We start from the raw sequence: 17,585 nt of genomic DNA on the forward strand, positions 1-17,585 counted from the left end.
AATCCCCCTACTCCTACAATCACAACGATAATTAAAAATCCAAGTTGAAAAAGATCAAGCATTGTCATTTTTTTGCTCCTTATCTTTAAGTTGACCACAAGCGGCGCTAATGTCTAAGCCTTTGGATTGACGAATAGTACAAAGCACTCCGTGATCCACAAGATACTGTTGAAATGCAACCATATCTTTCTCTAGAGGTCGCCCAAATTCACTTCCTGGATGTGGGTTAAAATAGATGAGATTAACTTTCGATTTTATGCCGTGTAGGAGCTTCACCAGCTTCTTTGCGCTCTTTTGGTCATCGTTTACCCCTTTCATCACCAAATATTCAAACATGACGCGTTTACGTGCGTCTATGGGGAATGCTTTGACGGCGTTGATAATGGACTCAATATTATAGGCTTTATTAATGGGCATCAGTTTTTGTCTAAGATCATCATCAACTGCATGCAGTGAAATAGCTAACAAAACACCCAAATCCATCAGCCCAAGTTTTTCGATTTGCGCACTCAGTCCACTGGTAGAAATGGTTTGTCTACGAGGTGAGATGGAAAGACCATCAAGATCGTTAAAAATGCGCACCGCTTTACTCACGTTAGCAAGATTGTCCAGTGGTTCACCCATACCCATATAAACGATATTAACACGTCGGTTCTCGGCAATAGCATTGTCTCTTTTGATCATGAGAATCTGGGTTGTTATCTCTCCCGCAGTTAGGTTTCGCTTAAAGCCACTTTTCCCTGTAAGACAAAAGGCACAGCCAATCTTACAGCCAACTTGAGAGGAAATACAGATCGTGTAGCGTGTATGGTGAAGTAACTTTCCTTCTTCATCGGTTTGTTCCAGCTTCATCGGAAGAAGGACAGATTCTACGGTGTTGCCATCTTTGAGTACAAAGAGATACTTCTTGGTACCATCCCTACTCTCTTCAATTTTATCGATCGAAAGTGGATCAAGATAATAATGTGTATTGAGCTGCTCTTTGAGCTCTTTGGGTAAATTTTTCATCTCATCAAAAGAAGTAACATATTTTTGATACAACCATTGGTAAATTTGCTTTGCTCTAAAGGCAGGTTTAATGACTTCCGATAACTCTTCTTTAGAGAGATCAAATATATTTTGTTTTTCCATAATTCCTCAAATTTTCATATTTTTTTCTACATGTAAAGTGATTAGCGCTTTTGCTTGAGCATGATTTTTTATAAAATCACTATGTGCATTTTCATCGCAATAGTTGGTGACAACAAAAAGTCCAGAACAGGGTATTTTAAATTGGTTAGCAACGCTCACAATGGAAAAGAACTCCATATTCTCTAGTTCAATACTTTTTGTAAGCATTTCATTTGCCAACGTTGCGTTGGTAGTAATGTAATTACTTGAATTAACACAAGGAGATGAATGATTTGTTCCACGTGAAACATAGATTGTGTTTGCTTCAATTTGGTTTTGTAAAGGGGAATAACATTGATTTTGTAAGTGTCCAAGTTCAATATTGGCGGCACGATGACTGTAAATGAGATCAAGCGGCTGATGGTTCCCATAACTTCCAGCAGTACCTACAAAAAATAAAAAGGCAGGTTTTTCCTCAAGGACAAGTTTTGTGAGGTTGATGGCACTTTCTATCAGCCCAACGCCAATAGGTTTGGCAAAATCAAATGTTTCATTTCGCCCTGCGCAGAGAATCATAACCGTACTGCAATCCCCTCATTTCTGAGGTAACGTTTGAGATCCATAATATCAATCTCTTTGAAGTGAAAGATAGAAGCAGCCAAAGCTGCATCGGCACCATTTAAAAACGCATCTTTGATATGCTCCATCGTTCCTGCTCCACCACTGGCAATCACAGGAATATCAAGCATGCTACTCATTTGTGACGTAAGTGGAATGTCATAGCCATTTTTTGCACCATCGCAATCCATCGACGTTAAAAGGATTTCACCTGCTCCACGTTCCTGAGCCTCTTTTGCCCAAGCAAGTGCGTCGATTCCTGTATCAATTCTTCCGCCATTGATGAAGACATGCCATGAATCACCCGTGCGTTTAGCATCGATTGCCACAACAATACATTGTGACCCAAATCGTTTGGATGATTCGTCAATAAAATGAGGATTGGCAATTGCCGGAGAGTTAATGCTTACCTTATCACATCCTACATGTAAAAGACGGTAAATATCATCCAGTGTTCGAATCCCTCCCCCAACGGTTAGAGGTATAAAAACTTCACGTGCGACTTTTTCAACAATATCAACAATTGTCCCACGACCTTCATGACTCGCTGTAATATCCAAAAATGTGAGCTCATCTGCGCCTTCTTCGTTGTATCGTTTTGCTATTTCAACAGGATCGCCTGCATCTTTAAGTCCAACAAAATTAACACCCTTAACAACGCGTCCATTTTTGACATCAAGGCAAGGGATAATACGCTTAGCAAAATGCTCCATAAGGCTCTCTTTTTTAGGTAAATATAGGCACAAATGATAGCGAAAGAATTAAAAAAAACTTCTGAATACTAAGATTAATTAAGACTATAACTCTTTTATAAGTAAAGGTTAGCTACAATCGGTTAAATTTTAGAAAACAGGGTACAAATTGATAGAGGCAAAAAAGAAATTTGGCCAAAATTTTTTAAAAGATAGTACTGTTTTAAGTAAAATCATCCAAGCGATGCCCCGAAACGATCGAAAACTCGTTGAAATAGGGCCTGGCTTAGGTGATTTGACGCAAGAACTACTGAAGGTTAAGCCTTTAGTAGCATACGAGGTCGATGAAGACTTGTGCGTTTATTTGAGAAAGAAATTCTCAAAAGAGATAGAACAGGGGAGCCTGACATTGGTCCACGCCAATGTTTTAAACCAATTTGAAAAAGGGTCATTGCTCAACGAGCCCTATGATTTGGTGGCGAATTTACCCTATTATATTGCGACAACCATTATTTTGGAAGCTTTAGAAGATCCTTATTGTAAATCAATGGAGGTGATGGTTCAAAAAGAGGTTGCAGAGAAATTTGCAGCAGCTCCGAAAACCAAAGAGTTTACTTCTTTAGCGATTTTAACCCAAAGTATTGGTACTGCAAAGTTGCTTTTTGATGTCGATCCAACATCGTTTGATCCACAGCCTAAAGTAGTCTCTTCTATTCTCAAAATTGATAAACACAAAGAGTTTGTTGAAGGATCCTTTTCGGGTATCTTTGAAACCAAAGAGCAATTGCAAAAATTTAAAAAGTATTTGCGCTGTTCCTTTCAAAGTCCGCGAAAGACTTGGTTGAAAAATATTTCTTCTGAGTTTGATAAGCAGTCTGTTCAAGATTTGATGCAGATGCATGATCTTCCAATAACGATTCGTCCTCATGAAATAAGCGTCTTGTCTCATCATCTACTATTTAAACATTTAAGGTTGAATGATGCAAGAAAACGAAGTAACGCAACAACAGAATAACAGTAACGAGAAGCCTAGAGAAAACCCTCCAAAACCCTCAGGTCAATCTAAACAAACTCCCCACCCGAATAACAGAACTCAGGTGAACCCTAACCCAAATCCAAACACAAATGCACCCAAAGATGCTTCTGGTGAGCCAAGTGAGAAAAAGCCACGCAATAATAGAAGACGCAAAAGCAATAAATCTCCTACCGCAACCATTGAGGGGAATGAGCCTTGGCAACGTGATATGAAAAAGGCGATTGAAGCCAATCAAAAAATGCACAAAGATAGGTTAAATCGCTCAAATTTGCTTGACCAAACATCCAAAGGAAAGATCAAAATCACACCTCTTGGCGGATTGGGTGAAATCGGCGGAAACATCTGTGTTTTCGAGACCGAGACATCAGCCATTGTTCTTGATGTTGGTATGAGCTTTCCAAGTGAAGATATGCACGGTGTGGATATCTTAATACCTGATTTTAGCTATTTGCGCCAAATTAAGAAAAAAATTGCCGGAATTATTATTTCACATGCCCATGAAGATCATATTGGCGCACTGGCTTATTTATTTAAAGAGATGCAGTTTCCACTCTATGCGACGCCATTGCCTCTTGGTATGATCGCAAATAAATTTGACGAACACGGTCTTAAAGGTCACAAAAAATATTTTAGACCTGTTGAAAAACGCAAAATCTATAAAATTGGTGAGTTTGAAGTAGAGTGGATCCATATTACGCACTCCATTATTGACGCTTCTTCTATTGCAATTACCACAGAAGCTGGAACCATCATTCATACGGGTGACTTTAAGATTGATCATACGCCAATTGATGGTTATGTAACGGATCTTAACCGCTTTGCCTCTTACGGTGAAAAAGGGGTTCTTTGTTTGATGAGTGATAGTACCAACTCTTATAAAGAAGGCATTACGCGTAGCGAAAGTACCGTTGGAAAAACATTTGATTCTATTTTTTCCAAGGCAAAGGGTCGTGTTATTATGTCTACTTTTTCGTCAAATATTCATAGGGTTTATCAAGCGATTGATTACGGTTTAAAATACGGCAGAAAAGTCTCAGTTATTGGTCGTTCAATGGAGCGAAATCTCTTTACGGCGATTGATCTTGGGTATATAGAGCTGGATAAAAGTATCTTTATTGATCCACATGAGGTCAATAAATACCCTGATAAAGATGTTTTGATTGTGACCACAGGAAGCCAAGGTGAGACGATGAGTGCACTGTACCGAATGGCTACGGATGAACACCGTCATGTTAAAATTAAGCCAACCGATCAGATCATCATCTCTGCAAAAGCGATCCCTGGAAATGAAGGGAGTGTCTCTAAGGTACTCAACTTTTTACTTAAAAGCGGTGCTAATGTAGCGTATCAAGATTTTAGTGAAATTCACGTGAGTGGCCATGCCGCACAAGAAGAGCAAAAGCTCATTTTACGGTTGGTTAAGCCACGCTTTTTTCTCCCCGTTCACGGTGAATATAATCACATCACCAAACACAAAGAGACTGCAATGCAATGTGGTATTTCTGAGCGAAATATCGTGTTAATGAGCGATGGTGATCAAGTCGAAGTCTGTGCAAAATACATCAAAAAGATTAAAACCGTCAAAACAGGCAAAGTGTTTATTGATAACCAAATCAATGAGCAGATTGCGGATGACGTTGTGATTGATCGTCAAAAATTAGCTGATTCTGGTTTGGTTATGTTAGTGATTCAGCTCGATAAGAGTGATCATAAACTTATTTCTAAGCCAAAAATCATTAGTTATGGTTTGGTGCCTGATCGTGACGATAAAGCATTCTCCGTTGAGATGGAAGGTGTTATTGATCAATTTATTGCGAATGCCAAAAAAGAGCTTCTTGAGAATGCACGAGCCCTTGAAAATGAAGTACGCCAAGTGGTGCGTAAACATATTTACAGACAGATGAAAAAATATCCAACGATCGTTCCAACGATCTTTATGATGTAGGAACGTGTATGCAAGATTTTAAAGCAATAGCGAAAGAAGTATTAGAACTTGAAGCCAAAGAGCTTCTCAGTGCCGCTCAAATGATTGGCACTGAGATGAGTGAAGCAACAAATTTAATTGCTAACATCAAAGGCAAACTGATTGTCACAGGTGTGGGTAAAAGTGGACTTATTGGGGCAAAAATTGCCGCAACGCTTGCCAGTACAGGAACCAGTAGCTTTTTCCTTCATCCTACCGAAGCCATGCACGGTGATCTTGGCATGGTTGGTAAAGACGATGCGGTGCTTGCTATTAGTTACAGTGGTGAGAGTGAAGAGCTGATCAAGATATTGCCTCACATTAAGCGCTTTGAGATTCCTCTCATTGGAATGGCACGTTCATGTGACTCTTCTCTTGGGCGTTACAGCGACATTTTTATCCCGTTACATATAGAAAAAGAGGCATGTCCATTGGATGCGGCACCAACGTGTTCAACGACACTCACCCTCGCACTGGGTGACGCGTTAGCAGTTTGCTTGATGAAGAAGAAAAACTTTCAAAAAGAGGATTTTGCATCCTTTCATCCAGGTGGAAGTTTAGGTAAGCGCCTGTTTGTTAAAGTAAAAGACTTGATGCTAAGCGACGAACTTCCGATCGCACATGAGACAACAAGGCTTAAAGATGCCATCATCACGATGAGTGAAGGCAGACTTGGCAATGTTCTTATAACCGATAAAGATAACAAATTGTTAGCCATTTTAAGCGACGGGGATTTACGTAGAGCACTGATGCGAGATGATTTTAGTATGGACGCAACCGCCTACGAGTATGCTTCTAAAAATCCAAAAAAACTAGACGACGAGACGCTTTTAGCCAGTGACGCATTAGCTTTCATCGAAAAACATAAAATACAACTTTTAGCCATTACCGATAAAATTGGAACGCTTAGAGGTGTTTTACATATCCACCATTTAGTGGAAGCAGGAATAAAATAATATGGAATTAATGAGACTCAATAAAATGATTTCGCACAACACGCACTTTTCTAGGCGTGAGGCAGATGAACTCATCAAAGCAGGGCAGGTCAAAGTCGATGGTGCCGTTGTGCAAGACCTCTCAACGCAGGTGAGTTTTAAAAATAAGATCGAACTCAATGGTAGAGCCCTTTTTGAAAAACACGGTTATTCTGTAATTGCGTATCACAAACAAAAAGGCGAGTTAGTGAGTAAAAAAGATGATCGTGGTCGAAAGACCATATACGACACGCTTCCTGCTCAATTTGGACATTATCTCAGTGTAGGAAGACTCGATTTTGCGAGTGAAGGGTTGCTCCTTTTGTGCGATTCTCCCTCCGTTGTTTCGGCGTTGATGCATGGCGATTTAGAGCGTGTCTATTATGTGAAAATCAATGGTATGATTACACCTGCAATGGAAAAAGCGATGCAAGAAGGGCTTTACCTCGAAGATGCCCGCAAAGGTGGTCATTCGCACAGTGAAATTCATTCTATGGATTTTGCACCGTTTCTCTCGTACCGCATTATTAAAAACAGCCCAAAATTCTCAACGATTAAAGTGATGATTAACGAAGGTAAGAACAGAGAGCTTAGACGCTTTTTTGGCTATTTTGATGTTGATGTCGTGGATCTCAAACGCGTGAGTTATGGCAAAATCGATTTAGGCATGCTCAAACCTGGGAAACATCGCTATTTCACGGGTAGTGAATACTCAGCGCTGAGAGACTATCTTGAGTATATGAAAAAAGGTAAAGATAAGGTTAACGAGATTGAAGAGGATGATGATCAATAACTTCGCCCTCTTCTTTCGTCCTCAAGCGATTGAAGATTTAGCTGGGCAAAAACATCTTAGTGGTGAGCGTAGCCCTTTTCGTAAACTTCTGAAGTCTGGCTCAATGAGCCATTCGCTTTTCTTTGGTCCTGCCGGTGTTGGGAAAACAACGTTAGCCCGTATTGTGGCTAACGAGTTAGGACTTCCTTTTTACGAATTAGATGCGACGAGTGTTAAAGTCGAAGAGATTCGCAAGATTCTTTCACAACACCGTGGCGCTCTTCAAAAACCGCTGATTTTTATCGATGAGATTCACCGTCTCTCTAAAACTCAACAAGAAGTACTTTTGCTTCCCATGGAAAATCATGAAGCGATTGTCATTGGTGCTTCAACCGAAAACCCCTACTTCGTTCTTAGTTCTGGCATACGTTCACGTATGATGCTCTTTGAATTTTATCCTCTCGAAGAGGATGATCTCAAAGCCATTATTGAACATGTTCGCGAGAAAGTTACGTTTGAGATTGATGATGACGCTATTGCCTATTTGATCAGTTCAAGTGCAGGAGACAGCAGGGCACTTTTGAATTTACTTGAATTTGCGCTCAAAGTGGATTTACATGTAACGCTGGGTACCCTTAAAATGTTGCGACCTAGTGCGCTCAAAGATGGCGTGAGTTCCGATAACACACACTATAACTTGATTAGCGCGATGATTAAAAGCGTGAGAGGCTCTGACGTGGATGCGGCGCTGTATTATCTTGCGCGTCTCATTGATGGTGGAGAAAGCCCTGATTTCATCGCTAGACGGCTTGTAATCCTCTCGAGCGAAGATATTGGCAATGCAAACCCTAACGCGCTTAATTTGGCTTCTAGCACGCTTGCAAGCGTGAGTAAGATTGGTTATCCTGAAGCGCGTATCATTTTAGCGCAATGTCTGATCTATTTGGCGTGCAGTCCCAAGTCTAACAGTGCTTATATGGCAATCAACAATGCGTTAGCTTACGTTAAAAACGAAAAAGCACTGAAAGTTCCAGCTCATCTTAAAAGCCCTTCGCCTAAAGGGTATCTCTATCCACATGATTTCGGCGGTTGGGTGGAGCAAAACTATTTGGAAAAGCCCCTTCATTTTTACGATAATTTGCCGATAGGGTATGAGAAAACACTCTCGGAGTGGCTTGTGAAAATTAAGACAAAAGATACTAAATAATCGTAAAAAGGCACGGACTATGATAGTGTGTGGCACAAAGGTTTTTTAATGGATATTTCAACGACATCACTGCTTGCAAATCAGCTCCAAACGCTTGATCCAAAAGCGACAGCCAAAGAGAATGCCACAAAGATTATCCAAAACAGTGCCGATATTCCGTTATCGCTTACCGCTCAAAAAAGCACAACAACCCCCAATAATGCCCAAGAGGTCATTGGTCAACTGCTGGGATCTGCTGTGAGTGAAGCCAAATCGAAAAGTACCATTTTTGAGATTTTACAAAACAATCAACTTTTTAAGAATATGGGAAATTTTGCCGAAGATATTAAAAATCTAAGCTCTATCGTTAAGACGGATTCAACCATTGCGCAGCCTTTAGCCCTTTTGCAGATTTTTTCCAAGAGCATTGATCAGATTGATACGAAGATGCTCCAAACACAAGTGCAAAACTCGGGTGTTTTTTTTGAATCAAAGTTAGCGAATATTGTGACGCAAAAAGGGGTGCAGGAGAGTATTCAAACACTCCTGTCCGAGCTTCAAACTCATCTTGAGGGAACCAACAAAGCCATTGCGCCCCTTGCAAAAGAGATAACGGCGATTATGGATCGTCTGAATGAGTCGCAAGATCTCTCCTCTAAAGAAGCGCAAACAAGCCTAAAAAGTCTGTTAGATCTTTTCCGACAAAGTGTGAAACAAGAGATCGCAAGTGAGGGAGTGGCTGATTTTAAAGGTGTTTATCAAAACGTTCAAAAACTTAATTATGCGATTGCTCAGATGGATTTGATCCATTCTAAAGTAGAGAATTATGCTACCAATATGAAAGTGGAAGAGCATTTTACAACACAAGTGAAAGTTCTTTTAGAGATGCTAAAAGAGAACCTCAGTGCATTGCAACTGGATGAGTTGCAACCTCAAATCGATCAGCTACTCAAAAAAGAGACCCTCTTAAAAGAGCCTTCCACTGTGGCAGCCACTTTACCTTTAACTGAAGGATTAGAAGAGGTCGTTTTAGCCACGAAAACAGTGCAAGAGAGCTCTTTAGCAACTGCAATGAGTAAAAGCGCTTCAATGCCCCCTGAAACAGTAGAAGAAGCCCTTCAGATGGTGGTGAACCGTATTAAACAACAGATTGAAATTTTAGACAGTAAAACGATTCAGCAAGCAGACTTCCTTGATAAGAGTAGTACGTTAGAGCAAAAGATTCACAGCCTGATTAAACCTGAACTTTTTGTGGGCAAAGCCATTGCGCAAAAACTCTCACTTGACCCTACGGATGTGGAGTTGCTCAGCGATATGAAAGGCGTTTTAACCAAACTGAGTGATCATCTTCAAGCATCGGGGCAAAACAAAGAAGCTTTAGAAATTACGAATCGTCTGCTAACACAAATCGAGTACCATCAGTTAGTCTCCTATGTGAGTAGTTCGACACATCTGTATGTTCCTTTTAGTTGGGATGGACTCAAAGGCGGTTCCATGATGATGAAGCAAAGTAGCGATGATAAATTCCATTGCCAAATAGACCTTGATCTTGAAGCCTATGGAAAGCTTAATATGATGCTGGTGTTATCGGGCGAGAAGTATATTGACATTACGATTGCATCGCAGAAAAAAGAGTTGGGAGAGAAGATTACGCAGCAACTTGCAAAACTCAAACGTGCTCTCAACGAGGTGGGTCTTATTACAGGAACGGTGAAAATGTTGGAGTATAAAGATGTCAGTGTTGTCAAAAATGACTATTTTAGCGGTGAAAAACTTCAATTTGGGATTAATATAACAATATGAATACACCCTCCCCTAAACCTCAAAAAGCGGTTGCGCTCAAATATGACCGAGAGAAAAAAGGCGCCCCTCGGGTTGTTGCTTCGGGTAAAGGCGAAGTGGCAAATAACATCATTAAACTAGCGCAAGAGCATGACATCTTTATCAAAAAAGATGCCGATTTGGTCGAGCTGCTCTCAAAAATTGAACTCAATAAAGAGATCCCGCCTATGCTGTATAAAGCCGTGGCAGAAGTTTTTAGCTTTGTCTATAAAATTACGGGGGATAAACGCAAATAATCTTTACATGTAAGCCTAAATCCCTCGAAGTTTTAAACTCAACAACCCAACATACTCATGCAATGCAATGTAGCTTTTGTAAAACGAGTGCGCATTAGGTAGGTAATCCCAGGTATCTTTGACCCTGTGGTTGATTTTAAAGTTCGTCGCAGCAGGAATGACGTTGAAGCCAAAGTGCTCATAAAGACGGATGGATCGTCGCATGTGATACGCAGAGGTTACAAGATAAATGGTAGGCGTAGCCAGTCCTGCTTTTTCAAACGCAACTTTGCAAAACTGTGCATTTTGGTAGGTATCAAGACTTTTATCTTCTACATGTAAAGAGAACTCTTTGGATCCTAAGCTTTTAGACGTGGGTGTTGGGATTTCGAGGTAGAGTTTTAACTCTTTAAGGCTATCCAAAAAGGCATCGCTTTCCAAATACTCTTTTTGCATACCGCCACCGCTAAATAAAAGTGGCACATTGTTCGATTTCGCAACCATCAATCCCCACATCATACGCTTATACGCATCGCTGCTCAGTGGTAAATTGGCAACCCCTTGCGTATGCCCTCCTCCAAGGACGATCACCGCATCAACAGGTGCTTTTGTGATGCTTTGGTTAAAAGGCTCTTCAAGAGGTTTTAAAAGCCAATCAGCGACGTAAGCGTTGCTCAAAAGATAAAAAATGACAGCATTAGCTAAAAAGAAAAGACGAAAACGTTTGGCATAGAATGAGGCAACTAAAAAGAGGATAATAAAAATACCTGGTGGTAAAACCAGGTATGTAAAAAGCTTTGAGAAGAGGTAAACGTTACTCATTAGAGCATAATGGCACTACGTTCGCCAGTTTTAAGCTCCCCGATGACATAGCCATCACTGTGTGCAAGGACATCATCGACATTCTCAGGACTGACCACGAGGATCATTCCTACGCCCATATTGAACGTGCGGTGCATTTCGCTCTCTTCGACGTATTGGCTCATAAAGTCAAAAACGGGGAGGGTTTTGATTTTTGATTTATACACCTGTGCTTGTAAGCCTTCAGGAAGAACACGCGGAAGGTTCTCAACGATGCCTCCACCTGTGATATGCGCTAAAGCGTTGATCTTGGGTTTAAGCGCTTTAAAGAGTTTCACGTAGATGCGTGTGGGGGTTAAAAGCGTCTCGATAAGTGGTTTGCCATCAAACTCTGTCTCAAAGGTGTAGCCTAGTTTGTCAAAGAAGAGTTTGCGAACGAGTGAAAAACCATTAGAGTGAACACCTGAACTTGGAAGTGCTATAAGAACATCACCAGCTTTAACGTGTGGAAGACGGTTCATTTCATCTTTTTCAGCGATTCCAACTGCAAAACCTGCAAGATCAAAATCTTTACCGTGATACATGCCTGGCATTTCAGCCGTTTCGCCACCAATAAGAGAACATTCGGCTTGAATACACCCCTCTGCAATACCTTTGACAATGTTCACAGCAGCATCGATCTCAAGTTTGCTCATTGCATAGTAATCCAAAAAGAAAAGTGGCGTTCCAAAGTTACAGATAAGATCGTTCGCACACATGGCAACTAAGTCGATACCAACGGTGTCATAAATCCCTGAATCGATTGCCAGTTTGAGTTTGGTTCCAACGCCATCGGTTGCACCTAAAATAACAGGTTTTTGATACCCTGAAGGTAGTTCATAAGCACCTGCAAAAGAGCCAATGCCTCCGATAACATTTTTATCAAAAGTGGACTTGACCAGGGGTTTAATATTTTCGACAAATTGGTTTCCCGCGTCTATATCGACACCAGCGTCTTTGTAGCTGACAGTGCTCATGGATATGCCTTTAGTGAGGTTATTTATTGTTTAATAGATTTTAACAAAAGTATGTTAAAATCGTTATAAAAATAGCAAAAGGTGTTAGGATTCTATGGCGTATGAACATGCAATTGTTTTAACGGGTGGGATTGCCACTGGCAAAAGTACGGTCTCGTCAATGCTAAAATCACATGGTTTTGATGTGATTGACGCGGACGTCATCGCAAAAGAGGTTTTGCCTTTACATGTAAAAGAGGTGGAAGCACTTTTTGGAGATCGTGTCATTAAAGAGGGTACGATTGATCGTAAAGCACTTGGCGCATTGATTTTTAATGATAAAAAAGAGCGCGAAAAGCTCAATGCCTTTTTACATCCGTTGATTCGGCAAGAGATTTTCAGACGTTGTGACTTGTTAGAAGCGAAGCAAAAGCCCTATATCATCGATATTCCACTCTATTTTGAGAGTGATGGCTACGCGTGTAAGCTCGTTGCGGTTGTCTATGCACCTGTAGAGGTGCAGCGCAAACGGTTAATGGTGCGGGAAAACTTTACCAAAGAAGAGGCGCAAAAGCGCATTGATGCGCAAATTAGCATTGAAGAGAAGAAAATCTTAGCCGATTTTCTGATTAACAACTCCTTTGATATGAAATTCTTAGAGAGTGAAATCGAAAAATTTATCAAATTTGTACGAGGTATCTATGCACATTGCAAAATATAATGCGAATGGAAATGATTTTATTATTTTTCATACCTTTGTTGAAGTGGATCGAAGCACACTCGCCCAACAGCTCTGCGATCGACAAAAAGGTGTGGGGGCTGATGGGTTGATTGTGTTGCTACCGCATGCAGAATATGACTTTAAATGGCAATTTTACAATAACGATGGAAGCATCGCTTCGATGTGTGGCAATGGTACGCGTGCGTGTGCACATTATGCGTTTACGAACCAGCTTGCAAACGCTTCGATGCGCTTTTTAACAGGAGCGGGTGTCATCACTTCCGTGGTCGAGAATGATCTGGTTGAAACAGAGTTGACAACACCTAAAGTGCTCAGTGAATCTTTTGAAGAAAATGGCTTAACGTGGCATTTTTGCGATACAGGAGTGCCTCATTTGGTGACATTTGTTGAAGATATTGGCTGTTTTGACAAAGTTATTGCACGCCAAATGCGCTACAAATACAATGCCAATGTTAATTACGCGAGACTTGAAAAAAATGCTTTACATGTAAGAACGTATGAGCGTGGGGTCGAAGATGAGACTTTGGCGTGTGGTACGGGAATGGCGGCATGTTTTTACAGTGCGTACCGTCAAAAACTCGTAGGGACGAGCGCAACGATTTACCCTATCAGTGGTGATGAGTTAAGTTTGCGTATTGTGGATCAAAAACTTTTTTTCAAAGGTAGCGTTCAAAAAGTCTTTGAAACGGTGTTGGACCTCTAATTTCGTGAAAGTATTTTCTACTTTTTTGATCGCCTCGTGTCTGCTTTTGCAAAGCGTACTTCATGCAGGAGGCTTATCTTCAGAGTATTATCAGATTGAAGACAATGCTAAACAAAAAGAGGAATTTATTCGCCAGATGAAAATTCTTGTGGATAAAAGCAACGAAGAGATTCGTAAAGATCGCGAGTTTATTACCAATTTTTTTGCCAAAGCAATGCCCGATGCGTTTCGGGGGCTTAATCAGCAAAATGTAGGTTATTTGATCTCATTACGCAATAAATATGGCATAGAATCGCTCTTTGACAGGGATGAATACTTCAAACGTATTGACGTTATTCCAACTTCATTAGCCCTCGCACAAGCCTCTCTTGAGAGTGGATGGGGAAAGAGTCGTTTTGCCAGAGAAGCGAACAACCTTTTTGGTCACTGGACTTACTCTGGTGTTGGTTTGATGCCTCAAAATCGAATGATTGGTAAAACGCATATGATTCGTATTTTTGGTTCGCTTCAAAAATCCGTTAACGCCTATATGCTCAATCTCAATACCAATGACGCGTACAGCCTTTTTCGTGAAAGAAGACTCATCGCACGTAACAGTGGGAAAGCATATACGGGAATGGATGCGGCTAAGACGATGGTCAATTATTCAGAACTAAAAGAAGAGTATAACAAAATGATTAAGGAGATGATTGAGCAAAACAATCTCCTGATCTACGATAAATAGACGTTAGAGATTTGCTTCTTTCATAAGCTCAGTTTGATAGTGTGTGATAATCGGGTCAATAATCTCATCGTACAAGCCACCTTCCATAATCGCATCCAAACGGTACAACGTTAGCCCTACTCTGTGGTCCGTAATGCGGTTTTGTGGATAGTTATAGGTGCGAATTCTGGCACTTCTATCGCCTGAACCGACTTGAGTTTTTCGCGCTTCACTCTCTTTGGCATTGCGTTCTTGCATCTGCATGTCGTAAAGCTTTGCCTTAAGAACTTTCATTGCAGCATCTTTGTTTTTATGCTGAGATTTACCATCTTGATTGACAACAACAAGTCCTGTGGGTAAGTGAGTGATTCTTACGGCACTATCGGTCGTATTAACCGATTGACCGCCATTTCCAGAAGATCTCATAACATCAATTTTGAGGTCTTTTTCCAATATCTCAATTTCAACATCATCCACTTCGGGCATAACCGCAACCGTAACTGCTGAAGTATGCACCCTACCCTGAGATTCCGTTAATGGAACCCTTTGGACCCTGTGAACACCGCCTTCGTATTTGAGGCGTGAAAAAGCACCCTGCCCTTTAATAAGCGCGATAACCTCTTTATAGCCGTTAAGTACACCTTCACTTAAAGAGACCACTTCGACTTTCCAACCACGATTTTCAGCGTAACGAAGATACGATTTGAAAAGATCTGCCGAAAAAATAGCAGCTTCATCGCCACCTGTTCCTGCGCGAATTTCCAAAAAGATATTGCGATCATCATTGGGATCGGTTGGGAGTAAAAGAAGTTTAATCTCTTCTTCAATCTCCTCTTTGCGAGGTTCAAGAATTCGAAGTTCATCTTTAGCAAGTTCACCGAGTTCTTCATCATCAAAAAGAAGTTTGTTCTCCTCAATTTGCTCTAGTGTTGAAAGGTATTCCAGTGTTTTATCTTTGATTTTCTCTAATCCTGACTGCTCTTTGGAAAGTGCGGTCATTTTTTTAATATCAGTAGCGATATTAGGATCACTTAAAAGTGTAGAGAGCTCGTTGTAACGTTCAAGAAATGGGAGTAATTTATCTTTCAGCATGAGAGGAGACTAAAATAAAGAGGGAGTTGCCGCACGTTATGCAGCAACACTACCTAGCGTATTAACAAGTTGTGACAATCTGCTTACACGACGCGCAGCTGTATTTTTAGTTAAAATACCTTTGCCTGCATAAGAGTGAAAGTTTTTATTCACATTTTTCAACGCAACTTCAGCTGCCGCTTGATCACCTGCCTCAACAGCTTCTCTTACAGCACGGGTTAGATTTTTGATTCTAGTTTTATAAAATCTATTTCTTTCAGTGCGTTTTTTTGTTTGTCTAATACGCTTTTCTGCTGACTTGTGGTTTGCCATAGATAAGCCTTTCGTTTTTAAATTTAGGCGTAGATTATATAAAAATAAATATTAAATAGAACTTATTTTAAGGACATTTTAAAATAGAAAGAGCAATCTTTTCATCCATTTGAGAGGTTTTTCGCCGAAATAGGCTTTTTTCGCCAGAGTTTGTTTAAAAAACTCTTCTCTTCTCCATAATAAGCATAGTGAAATTCATAAAAATTATTGGCAATGTACTCTAAATGATCTTGTGCATTGGCATCACCTGCAAATAAGAAGAGGTCATTTCGCTCCAAAGAACTTTCCCAATCAGGCAGTATCTCAATCTCTTTATGTCGCACCCGCATAAGAGGAATGAGATTGTTATTAAAATTTCTATCTTTGAGCGATCGTTTAAGCAATGAGAGCTTGAATGGCACTGTTTGAATGTTTTGAACGAGCATTGGCGCTTGCGCCTCATCAATTTTCAGGGTAAAAAGAAGCGGGTGCAAATTGATCTCTAAAAGTTTTTTGGTTAAGCTCATCACTTCATCTTCTGCTAAACGGTGAACATGTTTAATGAAAAGATCCAAAGTAGGATTTAAAATAGCATTCACCGTTTTGTTAATCAGCACTTTGGCGGGAATAAAGATCGTATCAATATTGGAGCTTTCAAAAATGGAGAAATCTTCGAGCTCATTTTCGCGCGCGATGGTAATGATATGAGGATTCAACTTTTTGGCGGTTGCTAAGATCGAAAGGTTATTGGTATCATCGTCCGTTCCTGCAATAATGGCTACACAGCTATCAATGCCCAGTTGTTTGAGGATCTCTTTATCATCACCATCGCCAATCAGAATCTTAGGGTGGTCGTGAATAGCAGCATTAGGATAAGACATCTTTTGAGGATCAATTTCGGCAAAAGCAATCTCAAAATTATTTTGCTTGAGGACTTCATAAATACTTTTCCCCATTCGCCCGTATCCACAAACAATGTATTTGCCATGCGGAAGGCTTAATAGAGGATCAAAAAGAGTGCCAAGACCATAAATCCAGCGCACCAGTCGTAGTCTATGCGGCGTATTGATTGCCATATTGATATGCTCTGCAATAATCTCAAAAGGATTTTCAATGATTTGAACTCCCACATCCATCAGATTTTCTGTTTGATTTTTAGTGGTTGATTTGATTGCCATAAAAATAGTGGGGTTGAGAACTTTGGAGGTTAATGCGATGCGAAGATTGAGGGCATCGTTTTCAAAAAGACTCACAATCGCACGGCAATAGGGTGACTTGATTCCTGCACGCTCAAGCGCTTCTGGGTTGTACGCATCGGCATTGAGGCAAAAAACAGGCGGTGTAAAGTTTTCCAAAAGCAGATGATCTCTCTTTTGCTCCTCTTTTTCAATCACAACCGAACGAAGACCATACTCATTGGCTTTCTTAATAATTTCACTTGTAATGCTGTTATAGCCTAAGATAATAATATATTTCTCTTTGAGATAAGCCACTTTACGTGTAAATTTGGCTTTTTCAAACTCTTCTAAAAAAAGTTTATTTTGCAGGAGCGCAATGAGTGTTCCCACACTGTAAAACCATCCTGTTACGGTGAAGAAGATCGACATCGAGACCCAAATGCGTTGAGGATAGGTAAACACAAAAGGTGTCTCCCCAAAGCCAATGGTTGTAGCGGTGTAACTGATAAAATAAAACGCATCAAAAATAGTGAGATGATACACATTCCCCTCATTATCAACCCCATCAATCAGTAAAAGACCAATAATGGAGAGTGTGTATGTGAAAATTATCACCAAAAAAGGGGTGCGCATCCGCTGTAAAATGAGCCATAGTGAGCTGTGTTTCACGTA

18 protein-coding genes are annotated in these 17,585 nt (G+C 40.4%); 10 read left to right on the top strand and 8 right to left on the bottom strand.

From position 1 onward, the window contains the following. Window positions 1-54: 54 nt before the first annotated feature. Genes rlmN through hisF form a run of 3 tightly spaced genes read right to left on the bottom strand, consistent with a single transcriptional unit; the run spans window position 55 to window position 2,441 of the window. Window positions 55-1,131, bottom strand: coding sequence for a dual-specificity RNA methyltransferase RlmN (gene rlmN / locus SHALO_RS00525; protein WP_069476904.1), 1,077 nt, complete (start codon window positions 1,129-1,131; stop codon window positions 55-57). A gap of 6 nt (window positions 1,132-1,137) precedes the next feature. Beyond that, window positions 1,138-1,686, bottom strand: a complete 549-nt coding sequence (locus SHALO_RS15475) for a phosphorylase family protein (RefSeq protein WP_069476905.1) — start codon at window positions 1,684-1,686, stop codon at window positions 1,138-1,140. After that, on the bottom strand, window positions 1,683-2,441 hold the full coding sequence (gene hisF, locus SHALO_RS00535) for an imidazole glycerol phosphate synthase subunit HisF (protein ID WP_069476906.1): 759 nt from the start codon (window positions 2,439-2,441) through the stop codon (window positions 1,683-1,685). The genes SHALO_RS15475 and hisF overlap by 4 nt, the downstream gene beginning before the upstream one ends. Before the next feature lie 148 nt (window positions 2,442-2,589). Between hisF and rsmA the strand changes: the two genes are divergently transcribed. Genes rsmA through SHALO_RS00570 form a run of 7 tightly spaced genes read left to right on the top strand, consistent with a single transcriptional unit; the run spans window position 2,590 to window position 10,429 of the window. After that, complete coding sequence (gene rsmA / locus SHALO_RS00540) at window positions 2,590-3,435, top strand: 16S rRNA (adenine(1518)-N(6)/adenine(1519)-N(6))-dimethyltransferase RsmA (RefSeq protein ID WP_069476907.1); 846 nt, start codon at window positions 2,590-2,592, stop codon at window positions 3,433-3,435. Further along, entirely contained in the window at window positions 3,401-5,401 is a 2,001-nt protein-coding gene (locus SHALO_RS00545) for a ribonuclease J (protein WP_174543310.1), read from the top strand. The genes rsmA and SHALO_RS00545 overlap by 35 nt, the downstream gene beginning before the upstream one ends. 8 nt (window positions 5,402-5,409) lie before the next feature. Then, window positions 5,410-6,375, top strand: a complete 966-nt coding sequence (locus tag SHALO_RS00550) for a KpsF/GutQ family sugar-phosphate isomerase (RefSeq protein ID WP_069476909.1) — start codon at window positions 5,410-5,412, stop codon at window positions 6,373-6,375. Window positions 6,376-6,385: 10 nt separating this feature from the next. After that, complete coding sequence (locus SHALO_RS00555; protein ID WP_420801893.1) at window positions 6,386-7,186, top strand: pseudouridine synthase; 801 nt, start codon at window positions 6,386-6,388, stop codon at window positions 7,184-7,186. Further along, entirely contained in the window at window positions 7,176-8,372 is a 1,197-nt protein-coding gene (locus SHALO_RS00560) for a replication-associated recombination protein A (RefSeq protein ID WP_069476911.1), read from the top strand. Before SHALO_RS00555 ends, SHALO_RS00560 begins: the two co-directional genes overlap by 11 nt. 48 nt (window positions 8,373-8,420) lie before the next feature. Beyond that, window positions 8,421-10,154 (top strand): flagellar hook-length control protein FliK, encoded by a 1,734-nt coding sequence (locus SHALO_RS00565; protein ID WP_069476912.1) that lies wholly within the window; start codon window positions 8,421-8,423, stop codon window positions 10,152-10,154. Next, complete coding sequence (locus tag SHALO_RS00570; protein ID WP_069476913.1) at window positions 10,151-10,429, top strand: EscU/YscU/HrcU family type III secretion system export apparatus switch protein; 279 nt, start codon at window positions 10,151-10,153, stop codon at window positions 10,427-10,429. Before SHALO_RS00565 ends, SHALO_RS00570 begins: the two co-directional genes overlap by 4 nt. A 15-nt stretch (window positions 10,430-10,444) precedes the next feature. Here SHALO_RS00570 and SHALO_RS00575 read toward each other — a convergent pair whose 3' ends face one another. Then, window positions 10,445-11,230, bottom strand: coding sequence for a YdcF family protein (locus SHALO_RS00575; RefSeq protein ID WP_069476914.1), 786 nt, complete (start codon window positions 11,228-11,230; stop codon window positions 10,445-10,447). Further along, window positions 11,230-12,225 (bottom strand): phosphoribosylformylglycinamidine cyclo-ligase, encoded by a 996-nt coding sequence (gene purM, locus SHALO_RS00580; protein WP_069476915.1) that lies wholly within the window; start codon window positions 12,223-12,225, stop codon window positions 11,230-11,232. The genes SHALO_RS00575 and purM overlap by 1 nt, the downstream gene beginning before the upstream one ends. Before the next feature lie 94 nt (window positions 12,226-12,319). Between purM and coaE the strand changes: the two genes are divergently transcribed. Genes coaE through SHALO_RS00595 form a run of 3 tightly spaced genes read left to right on the top strand, consistent with a single transcriptional unit; the run spans window position 12,320 to window position 14,373 of the window. Continuing rightward, window positions 12,320-12,925, top strand: a complete 606-nt coding sequence (coaE, locus tag SHALO_RS00585; protein ID WP_025343332.1) for a dephospho-CoA kinase — start codon at window positions 12,320-12,322, stop codon at window positions 12,923-12,925. Beyond that, on the top strand, window positions 12,906-13,649 hold the full coding sequence (dapF, locus tag SHALO_RS00590) for a diaminopimelate epimerase (protein ID WP_069476916.1): 744 nt from the start codon (window positions 12,906-12,908) through the stop codon (window positions 13,647-13,649). The genes coaE and dapF overlap by 20 nt, the downstream gene beginning before the upstream one ends. Window positions 13,650-13,653: 4 nt before the next feature. Continuing rightward, window positions 13,654-14,373 carry a glucosaminidase domain-containing protein gene (locus tag SHALO_RS00595; RefSeq protein ID WP_069476917.1) on the top strand — a complete coding sequence of 240 codons (720 nt, stop codon included), beginning with the start codon at window positions 13,654-13,656 and terminating at the stop codon, window positions 14,371-14,373. 3 nt (window positions 14,374-14,376) lie between these two features. Here the strand turns inward: SHALO_RS00595 and prfA are convergent, their stop codons facing one another. From prfA to SHALO_RS00610, 3 genes are all read right to left on the bottom strand, one after another. Then, window positions 14,377-15,444 carry a peptide chain release factor 1 gene (gene prfA, locus SHALO_RS00600; RefSeq protein ID WP_025343335.1) on the bottom strand — a complete coding sequence of 356 codons (1,068 nt, stop codon included), beginning with the start codon at window positions 15,442-15,444 and terminating at the stop codon, window positions 14,377-14,379. 36 nt (window positions 15,445-15,480) lie between these two features. Next, window positions 15,481-15,756: a 30S ribosomal protein S20 gene (rpsT, locus tag SHALO_RS00605; RefSeq protein WP_025343336.1), complete on the bottom strand. Its 276-nt coding sequence runs from the start codon at window positions 15,754-15,756 to the stop codon at window positions 15,481-15,483. A gap of 101 nt (window positions 15,757-15,857) precedes the next feature. Further along, window positions 15,858-17,582 (bottom strand): potassium channel family protein, encoded by a 1,725-nt coding sequence (locus tag SHALO_RS00610; protein ID WP_069476918.1) that lies wholly within the window; start codon window positions 17,580-17,582, stop codon window positions 15,858-15,860. Window positions 17,583-17,585 lie beyond the last annotated feature (3 nt).

It is taken from the genome of Sulfurospirillum halorespirans DSM 13726, from assembly GCF_001723605.1.
Lineage (GTDB): Bacteria > Campylobacterota > Campylobacteria > Campylobacterales > Sulfurospirillaceae > Sulfurospirillum > Sulfurospirillum halorespirans.

Excerpts from the sequence above, each read along its gene's own strand:
- SHALO_RS15475 (WP_069476905.1), bottom strand. The coding sequence starts at position 1,686 with ATGATTCTCTGCGCAGGGCGAAATGAAACATTTGATTTTGCCAAACCT.
- dapF (WP_069476916.1), top strand. The coding sequence starts at position 12,906 with ATGCACATTGCAAAATATAATGCGAATGGAAATGATTTTATTATTTTT.
- purM (WP_069476915.1), bottom strand. The coding sequence starts at position 12,225 with ATGAGCACTGTCAGCTACAAAGACGCTGGTGTCGATATAGACGCGGGA.
- SHALO_RS00575 (WP_069476914.1), bottom strand. The coding sequence starts at position 11,230 with ATGAGTAACGTTTACCTCTTCTCAAAGCTTTTTACATACCTGGTTTTA.
- SHALO_RS00550 (WP_069476909.1), top strand. The coding sequence starts at position 5,410 with ATGCAAGATTTTAAAGCAATAGCGAAAGAAGTATTAGAACTTGAAGCC.
- SHALO_RS00555 (WP_420801893.1), top strand. The coding sequence starts at position 6,386 with ATGAGACTCAATAAAATGATTTCGCACAACACGCACTTTTCTAGGCGT.
- coaE (WP_025343332.1), top strand. The coding sequence starts at position 12,320 with ATGGCGTATGAACATGCAATTGTTTTAACGGGTGGGATTGCCACTGGC.
- SHALO_RS00560 (WP_069476911.1), top strand. The coding sequence starts at position 7,176 with ATGATCAATAACTTCGCCCTCTTCTTTCGTCCTCAAGCGATTGAAGAT.
- SHALO_RS00570 (WP_069476913.1), top strand. The coding sequence starts at position 10,151 with ATGAATACACCCTCCCCTAAACCTCAAAAAGCGGTTGCGCTCAAATAT.
- SHALO_RS00545 (WP_174543310.1), top strand. The coding sequence starts at position 3,401 with ATGCAAGAAAACGAAGTAACGCAACAACAGAATAACAGTAACGAGAAG.
- prfA (WP_025343335.1), bottom strand. The coding sequence starts at position 15,444 with ATGCTGAAAGATAAATTACTCCCATTTCTTGAACGTTACAACGAGCTC.
- hisF (WP_069476906.1), bottom strand. The coding sequence starts at position 2,441 with ATGGAGCATTTTGCTAAGCGTATTATCCCTTGCCTTGATGTCAAAAAT.
- rlmN (WP_069476904.1), bottom strand. The coding sequence starts at position 1,131 with ATGGAAAAACAAAATATATTTGATCTCTCTAAAGAAGAGTTATCGGAA.
- rpsT (WP_025343336.1), bottom strand. The coding sequence starts at position 15,756 with ATGGCAAACCACAAGTCAGCAGAAAAGCGTATTAGACAAACAAAAAAA.
- SHALO_RS00565 (WP_069476912.1), top strand. The coding sequence starts at position 8,421 with ATGGATATTTCAACGACATCACTGCTTGCAAATCAGCTCCAAACGCTT.